Here is a 13,639-nt window from a genome sequence, read left to right as displayed (position 1 = left end):
AAAATAATTATTCTAATCCGGTATCAGAAACTCTGCATATCACACAGTCTCTTATAATACCCATTCAAATTCAACAGTTCTTCATGGCGTCCGCGTTCCACGATCTCTCCCTCATGCATCACGCATATTTCGTCCGCATTACGGATCGTAGAAAGACGGTGGGCGATAACGATGGTGGTACGGTTACGCATCAGGTTCTCCAGAGCTTCCTGGACAAGGCGTTCCGACTCCGTATCCAATGCTGAAGTTGCTTCATCGAGGATCAGTATCGGTGGGTTCTTCAATATAGCACGGGCAATACTGATACGCTGCCGTTGTCCGCCGGACAGTTTTCCTCCGCGGTCACCGATATTTGTGTTATATCCTTCTTCACTTGCCATGATAAACTCGTGGGCATTTGCAATACGGGCAGCTTCCTGAACCTGCTCCGGTGTCGCACCTTCCACACCGAAAGAGATGTTATTGAAGAAAGTATCGTTAAACAGGATCGCTTCCTGGTTCACGTTCCCCATCAGACCACGCAGGTCATAAAGGGATGCATCACGGATATCCGTACCGTCGATGGTAATGCTTCCCTTTTCCACATCATAAAAACGGGGTAACAGATCCACCAGCGTACTTTTACCGGAACCGGACTGGCCTACCAGAGCAACTGTTTTCCCTTTGGGGATTTCCAGGTCAACGCCTTTTATGATCCAGTCATGCTGATATTTAAACCAGACATTATTATATCGTATTTCTTTTTGCAGTGCAATCTTTTGAGGATGAACCGGGTCGTTGATATCACTTTCAGCTTTCAATATCTTATCGATACGTTCCATAGAAGCTAACCCTTTTTGGATGGCATAAACCGATTTGCTCAAATCTTTTGCCGGATTGATTATACTGTAGAAGATCACCAGATAATAAATAAAAGTAGATGCGTCAATCGAACTGTTGTTACTAAGAATAAGAGTACCTCCATACCAAAGCACAATGGCAATCGTTGCTGTCCCCAGGAACTCACTCATCGGATGCGCCATCTGCTGGCGGCGATAGATACGGTTAGTCATACGGCGGAACTGATCGTTGCTGTTCTCAAAACGGGTCTGTATCTTCTTCTCGGCATTAAATGCTTTAATAATGCGTAAGCCACCCAACGTTTCTTCTATCTGGCTCATCAGGCCACCCCACATCTGCTGTCCTTCCAACGATTTGCGTTTCAGCTTCTTTCCAACCTGTCCCATGATATAACCGGCTACCGGCAGGAGTATCAGGACGAAGATCGTCAGTTGCCAACTGATCACGATCATACCGATCAGATAGATGATGATCAGAATCGGATTCTTGAACAACATATCCAAAGAACTCATGATGGATGCTTCCACTTCATTCACATCACCGGACACACGGGCGATGATGTCCCCCTTACGTTCTTCCGAGAAAAAACCTAACGGCAGTTCGGTTATTTTCTTATTGATCTGGTTACGAATATCACGGACAACCCCTGTACGGATAGGAATCATTGTAAAAAAAGCCATGTACATAGTACCCACCTTCAAAAAAGTGGAGATAATAAGGAAGGCTCCCAAAACGATCAAAGTAAACGAACCGCCTTCCTTTTCGATCAGGTCGCTGACGAACCAAAAGAAATTGTTTTTTATCAATTCGGGAGTACCTTTCCAGCTTTCCCATGTCCAGGGATCAAAGACCCAGGCTTTGTAAGAATACACATCATCATTCAGCTTGAACAATATATTCAAAATAGGAATGATCAGTGCGAAAGAGAAAAGATTCAGTATGGCAGACAATATGTTGAATACAATATTCAACACCATATACTTCTTATAAGGAGGTACAAAACGCCTTAATATGCGTAGAAAATCTTTCATGTTTATTTAGTCGATTGGATTCGGCGCGCAAGTTACTCATAAAAAACAGGTGGTGCAACGTTTATTACGATCTTTGCATCTATTAGATATAACACTACACAAACAACATTATTATGGATAAAGCAAAACAATTGTTCCTGATCAGTATGAATAAACTTCTGGCAGGACTTCTCACATTACTGGGTTTCTCACTGGCTGCCTGCGATAAAGGGGGAACTTGCGAATACGGCTCTCCTTACGCCGATTATGAGATCAAAGGGAAAGTGGTAGACAACCAAGGCTACCCGATCGCGAACATACAAATAGAGATCAGCGATTCTATCCCTGAAAACGGATGGATGCAGAAAGATACGCTTTACACCGATTCAGACGGAAAATTTCAGTGGAAAAGAGGAGATTTTCCGAGAAATACCTTCCAACTGATTTCCAGAGATATCGATGAAGAAGATAACGGCGGCCAGTTCGTAACCAAGACCTCTTTCGTCTCATTCAGAAATGCAGATTTTAAAGGAGGAGGCACCTGGTATGAAGGAGCCGCTTCACTGGAAACGGAAATAACGCTCGACCGATATGTCGACACACATAAGGCGCCCCATGCTTTTTATACGATCCATGGACAGGTCACAAACGACGAAGGTCATCCGATGGGTGCCATAGTCATCAGCACTACCCCCTCCCTGCTGCCGAATGTCCCTGGCAATGCTTCAAAATATCTGGCTATTACAAACGAATATGGCATGTACAGTTTCACATGCGACCTGGAGGCGATAGAAGAATACACGATCGAAACATCACCTTTAGAAGGATACGGGAATTCCTATGAAATGAAATCAGAAATTATTAACTTTGCAGAAATTGAATTGTCAGGGGGTAAAGGGATGCTGATCGGAAAAGGATCAAAAGAAGTAAACTTCACTCTGAAAAAGAAATAGTAACTAAAAACGATAAGGATGGACAAACGCCCCGGATTTCGTAAGCGCATCGCTCTGGAACTCGCCCGAAGCATCAGGAGGAACAAAGCCAAATTACACGAACTACGCACGCTCTTTTGGGAATGTACGCTTCGATGCAATGCATCCTGCCGTCATTGCGGCAGCGATTGCCATGTATCGGCAGGCATGAAGGATATGCCGATGGAGGATTTTCTGAAAGTAGTGGATGATATCACCCCTTTCGTGGAACCGAATAAGGTGTTGGTTATCTTTACCGGAGGCGAAGCGCTGGTGCGCAAAGATATCGAGACCTGCGGGATGGAACTTTACCGCCGGGGTTATCCCTGGGGAATCGTTTCAAACGGCCTGTTGCTAACCCGCGAACGGCTCGATTCGTTATTGGCTTCCGGACTTCATTCGGCAACAATCAGCCTCGACGGCTTTGAAGAAGCACATAACTGGTTGCGCCGTCACCCGAAAAGCTTCGAAAATGCAGTCAATGCCATCTGCATGCTGGCAGAAGAAAAGGAAATCATCTGGGATGTCGTAACCTGCGTCAATCAGAAAAATTTCAAGGACCTGAAACTTTTCAAGGAGTTCCTGGTTGAAATGGGAGTTAAGCAATGGCGGCTATTTACGATCTTCCCGGTCGGACGTGCCGCCGAAGAAGCAGAGTTGCAACTGGACAACGAACAGTTTACCTGGCTGCTCAACTTCATCCGTTACTGCCGGAAAGAAGGAAAGATACAGGTCAGCTACGGATGTGAAGGTTTTCTCGGAAACTACGAAGCGGAAGTACGCGATTCGATCTTCCAATGCAACGCAGGTATCAGCACAGCATCGGTTCTGGCGGATGGTTCCATTTCCGGTTGTCCGAGTATCCGTGCCAACTTCCATCAGGGAAATATCTACAAAGACAAATTCATCGACATCTGGAACAATGAGTTCAAGCCTTACCGTAACCGCAAATGGACGCGCAAAGGCCAGTGTGCCGACTGCAAAATGTACAGATACTGTGAAGGCAACGGCATGCACTTATATGATGATGACGGCAACCTGCTGTTTTGCCATTATAACAGGATCAAGTAAACTTTTTCCAGTTGACAGTTGACAAGTGACAGTTGACAGTTAGGCTTCGCGCTCGGTAAATTAAGTCGGCTGAAAGCCGAAAAAACTGTCATCTGTCAACTGTCACTTGTCAACTGGAAAAGGGGGGTCTATTTCAGACAAAAACCGAAATAAATAATTTTGCAGCAATAGCCTTTGGTACAATATCCCATCTTTTTCCTATCTTTATCCCCCGAATAAACTTCTAAAACATTTATACATGAAAAACTCGCTTATCCTTTGTGCCCTGCTAACGCTAGGCCCGGTCTGTTACGCGCAGCAATCGGATTATAAAGTTACCACCGATTACACCGAACTAACCGACACCAAGCCACACGATAGTGAGGCTGTCTGGAATAAAATAACCACACCTACGCAACTAAGCTGGGCAAGTACGGATGTACGTTATCCGAAACTCAGCATCCCGACCGTTACTAAAAATTCCCGCTGGCAGACAAAAGCCTGGAAAGGGGAACGGGTGAATGCACAGGCTGTTCTATGGACTACCAACGACCTGTCGGATGCGACCATCACAGTCAGTGAGCTGAAGAACGGCTCGTCAGTCATCCCGGCCTCTGCCGTCACAACCAATTTCGTACGCTACGTCATGACCGACGAATTGAATAAAGAACGTAACGGCGGCTGCGGACACCGTGAAAATAAAGCAGAATGGGATTCTTCGATTGTTGCCGACGTGCTTGATATCGTAAAAATGCACGACATCAAGGCCCGTACGACACAACCTATCTGGATGAATGTATGGGTACCGTCGGATGCACGCCCCGGAAAATATAAAGGAACGCTGACCGTTTCAGGTAAAAACTTCCAGCCGATGAACCTGCAGGTTGAAATAGACGTCTTGAACCGTACCTTGCCTGAACCGCAGGACTGGAAATTCCATCTGGATTTGTGGCAAAACCCATACTCCGTTGCCCGTTTCTACAACGTGCCTCTCTGGAGCAAGGAACATTTCGATGCAATGCTTCCGATCATGAAGATGCTGGCTAACGCCGGACAACGTGCCATCACGACCAGTATCATGCACAAACCGTGGGCCGGACAGACGGAAGATCATTTCGACAGTATGGTATTCCGCATGAAAAAGATTGACGGCACATGGGAATACGATTATACGGTCTTCGATAAATGGGTCGAATTTATGATGAACGAAGTGGGTATCAAGGATCTGATCAGCTGCTATACGATGATCCCGTGGGCGCTCAGCTTCGACTATTACGACCAGGCAACCAACCGCATCCAGTTCATCGAAGCCAAACCGGGTGATGCAGCTTACGCCGACTACTGGGGTTCTTTCCTGAAAGATTTCTCCCGCCACCTGCGTGCAAAAGGCTGGTTTGAAAAGACTGCGATTTCTATGGATGAACGTCCGTTGGAAGCCATGCAAGAAGCCATCAAGGTGATCAAGCAAGCTGACCCTGAATTTAAGATCACGCTGGCTGGAAACTATCATAAAGAGATACAAGGCGACCTGTATTACCTGAGTATCCCCTACGGCCACAAATTCCCGGAAGACGTAAAAGCTGAACGCGACCGCAAAGGCCAGATCAGTACCGTTTACACTTGCTGCTCGGAGGCTTTCCCGAATACATTTACCTTCTCTGAGCCGGCAGAAGCTCCGTGGACAATCCTGCACGCTGTTGCCGGAGGTTACGACGGTTATCTGCGCTGGGCTGTCAACAGCTGGACAAAAGATCCGTTGCGCGACTCCCGTTTCCGTACCTGGGCTGCCGGCGATACGTACAGTATCTATCCGGGTCCTCGCAGCAGTATCCGTTTCGAACGTCTGGTAGAAGGTCTTCAGGATGCAGAAAAGATCCGTATCCTCCGCAAAGAGTTGAAAGGCGGCAAACTGGAAAAATTGAACAAGACTGTTGCCATGTTTACCCCGGAAGGGTTGGCTGAAACACAAAAGTCGGCTACGGAAATGGTGAACGAATTGAACAAGGTGCTGAATTCGTATTGATAAATTGTTCTTCAAAAAATAATGAGAAGCCGGTGTGTCATTAGGGTTAACACACCGGCTTTTTATTTAAGAAATATATATCCTATTATATTCAGAAAAAGCCGGAAATATTCTAAAAAGCCAAAAGCCCTATGAGATAAAAGCATAAATTTTTCTGATAAAGATTACATCTATTTCATTGCAGGCTTTAATTATTACCGTATATTTGTCGTGCATTTCATTAAATATTCCGAAGACGGGAAATCCCGCCTTCTATCGTAGCGGGCATTTTTATGCCCGCCTGCGACCATTCTATATGGCGGTTCCGTACCCCCGTGTAGAATGTTAATGCATCTACTGTCTTCGGAAGAATGATGAAATGCAACGGGACAGGCGGAACCGCTCTTATATTCAGAAAATATTCGCCTTCACATCTAATATTAATAGGTATGGAAACAGATTTTTTAACTGTCCAACAAAGTGAAGACTTGCAAAAGCTAAGTGGAAACCCCTCTCCCCTTTCCGAAGAGGAACTAAAAGATTTTTACCTCAAACTGGCCCGTCTGATTAATCCGAGCGCATGTTCCCCTCATCGCAATGAATTCGAAGTATTGAACATACTCCGTAAAGAGTTGAAGAGAAACCTCGGAATATTATGTAAATACACGCAACATGCATGGGACGAAGGCATGCTGGAAATACAAACGGCCTGCGGAATCTGTTCCGTGCAGGATTCTATCCCCAAAAAAGAAAGATTAGAGATGAATGTTTCTCTGGGTAAACATCTACAATTCCTTGCACAAATGGCGTCTGCCAGTTCGGTTATAAGAAAGATGCATGCAGAATATACCCGTCATTATATAAATGTGGAATATCTTTTGAAACAATTTTCCAAAGAAAAAGAAGACTCCAATAAGTGAAGTCGCCTTCCGGAAATCCGGAAAGCATTTTTTAACGGTGTAAACCAGTTTCCGGAAATCGAATAAAGGATAATATATTTTTTTCCTAACTACCCAAAAAAGGTTGTAAGAAACGGAAATATCCTTTCACTTACAACCTTTTTTATTCTTACAAAGCTCTATTCAAACTTCGGTCTGGTCTTTGCCAGTTGACGTATCCTCTCCTGCAATGATGCAGGCAATTTGGACAGATAGTCATCCGAAGCTCCGATCTGGACAAAGTCCATCATTGTATACGAATCTTCATTTACGTTCTTCCAGTATTCCGGATTGTTCTGTTGTGCAAAGAACACAGGGCTTTTCAGAAGTTCAACACCTCCGTCGACGATCTTTTTCAGGACATCCTTCCCGTTACCGCTAGGATTTTGGATCTCAGACTTGCCTTCCTGGATCCCTTGATTCAACAAAGTAAACACTTTATAGACTTCGTTTTTTTGAATCCGCTCTTTGGGGGCAAAAGTATAAAGGGAATGTCCACTCGACGGGAATTTACTCCATCCGCCAATAAAAGTAATCTCTTTATAGGTGGCTTCGGACATCTTGCAGAAATCAACGAAAAAGGCATCCTGAGTATCCTGCACTTTACCAAAACTTTCCATTACCAGATTAACGACACAATCCCGCTTCCCGTTTAAGAAGTCAAGAACATCCGTCACTTTTTTCTTGCGAAACTCTAAAAATCCGTGTGCAAAATAAGGCGTGTCTTTATCCTCGAAACGGATTCGCAGATCAAAAAGTCTGACACCAAATTCATATTGTTCTTCGATAGTCAGATCCTGGCATTTTCCGGTAGGCCAGGCCAATACCTGAAGTGCCCCTGTAGGCGTCAGGTAAGTCATTGAGTTATGGGTTCCTAATTTTATCATAATACTAGTTTTATCGATCAACAATGCCTCTTCATATTCTTCAGATGCACGTCATTCATATTAATAATGCGTAAATATAAACATTCAAAGTTATATCTGTAACATATCCCTACGATTGTTATATAGCCTATTCATGAAAAAACCGCTTCCCCGAAAGAGGAAACGGCTTTTCTTATGTTGTAAAAAATTATTTCTATCAAAAATCATTTCTCACGAATGAAAATATTGATCGGTGTCCCGGTGAAATCCCAGTTATCCCGTATCTTGTTCTCCAGGAAGCGTTTATAAGGTTCCTTAATCCATTGCGGCAGGTTGGCAAAGAAAACAAACGAAGGAACAGATCCGGCAGGCAATTGGGTAATATATTTGATCTTGATATACTTTCCTTTCCATGCAGGAGGCGGATAGTTCTCGATGATCGGCAACATGACCTCATTCAATTTCGCTGTAGGAATACGTTTCTGGCGGTTGTCGTAGACTTCTTTAGCCGTTTCCAACACTTTCAGGATACGCTGCTTGGTCAACGCCGAGATAAACAGAATAGGGAAATCGGTAAACGGAGCCAAACGCTCACGGATGGCATTCGTATAACTGTCGATCACTTGCTGGCTCTTATCTTCCACCAGGTCCCATTTGTTTACACAAACAACCAAACCCTTTTTATTCTTCTGCACCAAAGAAAATATATTCAGATCCTGACTCTCGATACCACGGGTGGCATCCACCATCAAGATACAGACATCGGAATTTTCAATAGCACGGATCGAACGGATCACAGAATAATATTCCAGATCTTCGTTCACTTTTCCTTTCTTACGGATACCGGCTGTATCTACCAAATAGAAATTCAGGCCGAATTTATTGTATTTCGTATAGATCGAATCGCGGGTCGTACCGGCAATATCCGTTACGATATGACGCTCTTCGCCGATAAACGCATTGATTAGGGAAGACTTGCCGGCATTCGGACGGCCGATGATGGCAATACGGGGCAGTTCTTCTTCTAATTCCTCCGGTTTGTCTTCAGGAAGCGTTTCAATGATCTTATCCAACAGGTCGCCCGAGTTGGAACCGTTGATAGCCGATACACAGAAAGGATCACCCAAACCGAATGAATAGAACTCCGCAGAAGCAGCGTGCATCTCAAAATTGTCTGCCTTATTAGCAACAACAATAACCGGCTTCTTGTTGCGGCGCAGAATCTTAGCCACTTCAATATCCAGGTCGGTAATACCGTTCAATACATCTACGACAAACAAGATCACATCTGCTTCATCGAGTGCGACCTGTACCTGTTTGTTTATCTCTTCTTCAAAAACGTCATCCGAATTAATTACCCATCCGCCTGTATCTACCAGCGAAAACTCTTTACCGGTCCAGTCCACTTTACCGTATTGACGGTCGCGGGTAGTCCCTGCTTCATCGTTCACGATAGCCTGACGCGATTGTGTCAGACGGTTGAACAGGGTGGACTTTCCTACGTTGGGCCTACCAACGATTGCTACAATATTTCCCATAAATTTCCTTTCTGTACGCTGTTATTAATCCAGCTGATAACCAAAATTCTTCAGAATGTTATCCCTGTTACGCCAGTCTTTTTCTACCTTGACAAACATTTCCAGGAATACCTTCTTATCAAAGAAACGTTCAATATCCTTGCGGGCCATCGCTCCGACCTTTTTCAGAGCCTGTCCCTTATGCCCGATGATAATCCCTTTCTGGGAATCCCGTTCCACAATGATGAGCGCTTTGATGTGAATCATTTCTTCTTCTTCCTTAAACAGCTCTACAACGACTTCCACCGCATACGGAATCTCCTTCTGATAGTACAGGAGTATCTTCTCGCGAATGATCTCCGTCACAAAGAAGCGGGCCGGTTTATCGGTAAGTGCGTCTTTTTCAAAATAAGGGGGAGATTCGGGCATCAAAGTCTCCACCCGTTGCTTCACATAATCAATATTGAAGTTCGAAAGCGCTGAGATCGGAATGATCTCTGCCTTCGGAAGTATCTCTTTCCAATGGGCGACCAGCTTTTCCAGTTCGGCCTGATTACTTGTATCGATCTTATTGATCAGCAACAGGACCGGACATTCTACCGTTTTTACCCGTTGAAGAAACTCTTCATTTTTATCGATTGTCTCAACGACATCGGTCACATAGAGTAACACGTCGGCATCACCTAGTGCCGACTCCGAAAAATTCAGCATAGATTCCTGCAACTTATAGTTCGGATGCAGGACTCCCGGCGTGTCTGAATACACGATCTGCATATCGTCGGTATTCACAATCCCCATGATACGATGGCGGGTAGTCTGAGCCTTCGATGTGATGATGGAGATACGTTCCCCCACCAGACGGTTCATCAGCGTAGACTTCCCTACATTAGGATTACCGACAATATTAACAAAGCCGGACTTATGCTTGTTTTCCATTATAACCCCATTTAAGATAAATTGCACCCCAGGTAAAACCGGCACCGAATGCAGCCAGGATCAGGTTATCCCCTTTCTTCAGCCTGTCTTCCCACTCCCAAAGGCAGATAGGAATTGTTCCGGCACTTGTATTACCGTATTTCTGGATATTGATCATTACCTTCTCCATATCCACACCCAAGCGTTTTGCAGTTGCATCGATGATGCGTAAATTGGCCTGATGAGGTACGATCCATGTAATATCGTCGTGAGTCAAGTTATTTTTCTCTGCTATCTCAGCAGCCACATCGGCCATATAAGAAACAGCATACTTAAATACATATTTACCATCCTGGAAAACGAAATGTTCACGATTATCAACAGTTTCATGGCTGGAAGGATATGCCGAGCCACCCGATTTCATGATCAGGTGAGAATAGCCTGTACCATCCGTACGCAAGATCGTATCGATAACACCGACATCTTCCGTTGTCGGTTCCAGTAGGACGGCACCACAAGCATCGCCAAACAAAGGACAAGTCGAACGATCTTCATAATTAGTAATCGATGTCATCTTATCACCGGCAACAACAATTACTTTCTTATAACGTCCCGAACGAATATAGTTTGCACCTGTTTCCAGACCATACAGAAAACCTGCGCAAGCACCCTGCAAATCGAAAGTCATTGCATTCTTGCATCCCGTATGGTAAGCGATGATCGAAGAGGTAGTTGGGAAATGATGATCGGCTGTCGTAGTAGCCGTCAGAATCACTTCTATCTCTTCCGGGTTTACATTCGTTTTCTCAAGCAGTTGCTTCACAGCACGTATGCCCATGTAAGAGGTTCCTACGCCCTCTCCTTTCAAAATTCGGCGTTCTTTGATACCAACACGTGTCATGATCCATTCATCCGTCGTATCGACCAACTTCGAGATATCCTCATTTGTCAATACATCTTCAGGAACGTATCCGCCTACACCTGTTATAACCGCATTTAATTTATCCATAACTTAAAAAATAATAGAGACTATATCCCAATTAAAAAATTAGCCCTAAAAATACTTTTAGGGCTATTTCTTTCGTTTATCAGAACCTGTTATGTTCGTGACAAACTTACACAGCTGCTTCTTTTTCGATAGCTAATTTACCTCTGTAGTAGCCGCATTCGCCGCATACAGTGTGATAAATATGCCATGCGCCGCAGTTCGGGCAAATAGCCATTGTTGGAGTGACAGCCTTGTCATGAGTTCTTCTCTTGGCTGTTCTTGTCTTACCTTGTCTTCTTTTAGGATGTGCCATGTTTTAATTTATTTAATTGTTATCATTCTCTATTAAACCTTTCAGGGCATCCCAGCGAGGATCAGAATTACCGCTTACGTCATCATCCATGGAAATATCGTCCACTTCTTCTTCTTCGTAATCATCATCTCCGTCATCTGTACTTTTAGCAGTGTGCTTCTTCAGCTTCGTCGACATAGTCTTATTGCATTTGCCCGGAGCATGTACATGCTTCATCGGTACTGCCAATGCAATAAACTCATAAAGGAACCATGCCAGATTTATAGCACCTTCCTCTTCGGGTATTACTACCACTTCGTCGCTCTCTTCGGCATATTCTTTACCGAACTTCACCACCAAGCGATTATGGGTATCAACCGGGATCTCCATGTCGTCCAGACATCTGTCGCACGGAACGATTGCTACACCTTCAATCTGAAAGTTCATTTCAAAAGCCACTGACGTACGTTTCACCGTCAGGTGAACCTTGACTTTGCCCTTCTGGACTTCATCTCCGTCAATGTCCACAAAAAACTTGTTCTCCAGTAAATACTCGAATTCGTGTACTCCTGGAGCGAGATTTTTCAAATCTACATTATATAATTTAAATTTTCCCAAAGCCTTTTAGTGTAAAAACCTTGCAAAGGTACGAAAAAACTAAACACAAATGCAATACCTTTACAGTTATTTTTTATTATCGAATGAATTAGCCTCTATATTTCCGAAGCTCTATACGAAATGTCGTACCTTTTCCGACTTCCGAGTTCTTAACGAATATCTTACCTCCATGATAAGATTCAATGATACGCTTAACCAAAGACAGCCCGAGCCCCCATCCGCGTTTCTTGGTCGTATAGCCCGGATTGAAAACTGTTTTGTATTTTGATTTGGGAATGCCTTTACCTGAATCCGTAATGTCGATACGTACCGTCTTATCGCGTTCTTCTACCTGGAAAGTGATTTCACCCCGTCCTTCCATAGCATCCACTGCATTTTTTGTCAGGTTCTCAATCACCCAGGCAAATAAAGAATCGTTCATTAAAACCAATACCGGTTTTTCCGGAAGATGAGTATATATCTTTACTTTGGAAGAAATGCGCGTTTCCATGTAATTTAAAGCCGTACAGATCGAATTACTGATATTGACAGGCATTGGGTCCGGATTGGATCCGATCTTTGAGAAACGTTCTGCAATCATCTCCAAACGCTTCACGTCTTTTTCCATCTCACTGAGCAACGACGGATCTATTTCTTTGGTACGGAGATATTCCACCCACGCGATCAGCGAAGATATAGGGGTTCCGAGCTGGTGGGCTGTTTCCTTGGATAGTCCGACCCATACTTTATTTTGTTCGGCTTTCTTCGTGCTGGCAAGAGCAAGGAAAGCGATCAGGATAAATATGAATACAACCGTCAACTGGGCATAAGGATAAATAAGAAGCCTTTTCAGGATAATGGAATCATCATAATACAGATACTGGAAAGTTCCATCCTGCATATCGATCAGAATGGGAGGATTCTTACTCTTTAATTCACGTACCTTATTTTTGAGAAACTGGTCGACCTCCTTTTCGGGAAGTTCGATATTCTTCTCAGCGATGACACTATCCTTTTCATTACACCAAAGAACAGGGATAGTCGTATTACTCTCCAGAATTTTGAGGATAAGAGCCATATTCGACCCATTCGTTTCAGAAGCGATCATACGTTGCGCTTCTGCCCAAATCTCAACCTTCTGGCGTTCTTCCTGTGCCAAACTCTTCACAAGTTTATCAGAAACGAACACAGATACGATCGCAATCAATGTGGCAATTAAAATAAAAAGATATTTCAGCCGTTGCCGGGAATCATATATACTGCTCATAATCTAAAATTCATGCTCAATGTATATTAGAACGGAAAATAGGATACATTATTATAAAAAGGAAGAAGAATAAAGATTCAATTTTAGAAAAAAGTGAACCTATGATAAATGCAAAAAGGAGTCCACTCTTTCGAATGAACTCCTTCTACCTTTCAGCTCTCGCTTACTAAAACGGCGGCTATCTACTCTCCCACTTTTACGCAGTACCATCGACGTGGTTGGGCTTAACTTCTCTGTTCGGAATGGGAAGAGGTGGATCCCCAACGCTATAACCACCTTAATACCTTTTAAGATGTTTGACTTTGGACAACGTTACTTTTAACGTAACTCATTTTCTTTGAGCTTATGACAGGTATTACTACCCACCACCTGCTGATATATCAACC

The 13,639-nt window shown here is 43.9% G+C and carries 12 protein-coding genes and 1 rRNA gene; 4 read left to right on the top strand and 9 right to left on the bottom strand.

All coding sequences use genetic code 11. The features are described from left to right. Nucleotides 1-23: 23 nt before the first annotated feature. Nucleotides 24-1,871, bottom strand: a complete 1,848-nt coding sequence (locus tag IEY67_RS21150; protein ID WP_122376426.1) for an ABC transporter ATP-binding protein — start codon at nt 1,869-1,871, stop codon at nt 24-26. 113 nt (nt 1,872-1,984) lie between these two features. On the opposite strand from IEY67_RS21150, the gene IEY67_RS21145 reads away from it, so the two are divergent. From IEY67_RS21145 to IEY67_RS21130, 4 genes are all read left to right on the top strand, one after another. Beyond that, nucleotides 1,985-2,803, top strand: a complete 819-nt coding sequence (locus IEY67_RS21145) for a radical SAM-associated putative lipoprotein (RefSeq protein ID WP_183672302.1) — start codon at nt 1,985-1,987, stop codon at nt 2,801-2,803. 18 nt (nt 2,804-2,821) lie between these two features. Continuing rightward, nucleotides 2,822-3,892, top strand: coding sequence for a TIGR04133 family radical SAM/SPASM protein (locus IEY67_RS21140; protein ID WP_122376424.1), 1,071 nt, complete (start codon nt 2,822-2,824; stop codon nt 3,890-3,892). A gap of 238 nt (nt 3,893-4,130) precedes the next feature. Beyond that, on the top strand, nt 4,131-5,894 hold the full coding sequence (locus IEY67_RS21135; protein WP_183672301.1) for a DUF4091 domain-containing protein: 1,764 nt from the start codon (nt 4,131-4,133) through the stop codon (nt 5,892-5,894). Nucleotides 5,895-6,322: 428 nt separating this feature from the next. Further along, nucleotides 6,323-6,793: a hypothetical protein gene (locus IEY67_RS21130; protein ID WP_122354182.1), complete on the top strand. Its 471-nt coding sequence runs from the start codon at nt 6,323-6,325 to the stop codon at nt 6,791-6,793. A gap of 158 nt (nt 6,794-6,951) precedes the next feature. On the opposite strand, the gene IEY67_RS25235 is transcribed toward IEY67_RS21130, so the two are convergent. The 8 genes from IEY67_RS25235 to rrf all read right to left on the bottom strand — a co-directional run bounded on the left by IEY67_RS25235 (nt 6,952) and on the right by rrf (nt 13,533). Further along, nucleotides 6,952-7,698: a PI-PLC domain-containing protein gene (locus IEY67_RS25235; RefSeq protein WP_229801156.1), complete on the bottom strand. Its 747-nt coding sequence runs from the start codon at nt 7,696-7,698 to the stop codon at nt 6,952-6,954. Nucleotides 7,699-7,901: 203 nt separating this feature from the next. Then, nucleotides 7,902-9,215, bottom strand: coding sequence for a ribosome biogenesis GTPase Der (der, locus tag IEY67_RS21115; protein WP_122354170.1), 1,314 nt, complete (start codon nt 9,213-9,215; stop codon nt 7,902-7,904). Between the two features lie 24 nt (nt 9,216-9,239). Next, entirely contained in the window at nt 9,240-10,130 is an 891-nt protein-coding gene (era, locus tag IEY67_RS21110; RefSeq protein WP_122354169.1) for a GTPase Era, read from the bottom strand. Next, nucleotides 10,114-11,118 carry a beta-ketoacyl-ACP synthase III gene (locus IEY67_RS21105; protein WP_122354168.1) on the bottom strand — a complete coding sequence of 335 codons (1,005 nt, stop codon included), beginning with the start codon at nt 11,116-11,118 and terminating at the stop codon, nt 10,114-10,116. The genes era and IEY67_RS21105 overlap by 17 nt, the downstream gene beginning before the upstream one ends. Nucleotides 11,119-11,224: 106 nt before the next feature. Further along, the gene (gene rpmF, locus IEY67_RS21100) at nt 11,225-11,410 is read right to left on the bottom strand and encodes a 50S ribosomal protein L32 (protein WP_122354167.1); all 186 of its coding nucleotides are present in this window, start codon (nt 11,408-11,410) and stop codon (nt 11,225-11,227) included. Between the two features lie 12 nt (nt 11,411-11,422). Further along, nucleotides 11,423-12,007 carry a YceD family protein gene (locus IEY67_RS21095; RefSeq protein WP_122354166.1) on the bottom strand — a complete coding sequence of 195 codons (585 nt, stop codon included), beginning with the start codon at nt 12,005-12,007 and terminating at the stop codon, nt 11,423-11,425. An 88-nt stretch (nt 12,008-12,095) separates the two neighbouring features. After that, nucleotides 12,096-13,253, bottom strand: a complete 1,158-nt coding sequence (locus IEY67_RS21090; protein WP_183672300.1) for a sensor histidine kinase — start codon at nt 13,251-13,253, stop codon at nt 12,096-12,098. A 169-nt stretch (nt 13,254-13,422) separates the two neighbouring features. Next, nucleotides 13,423-13,533 (bottom strand): 5S ribosomal RNA (rrf, locus tag IEY67_RS21085). Between the last annotated feature and the right edge of the window lie 106 nt (nt 13,534-13,639).

The sequence above is a fragment of the Parabacteroides faecis genome (assembly GCF_014647375.1).
GTDB lineage: Bacteria > Bacteroidota > Bacteroidia > Bacteroidales > Tannerellaceae > Parabacteroides > Parabacteroides faecis.
The sequence above is the reverse complement of the archived record's forward strand: the minus strand, read 5'-3'. Positions and strand labels throughout refer to the sequence as shown.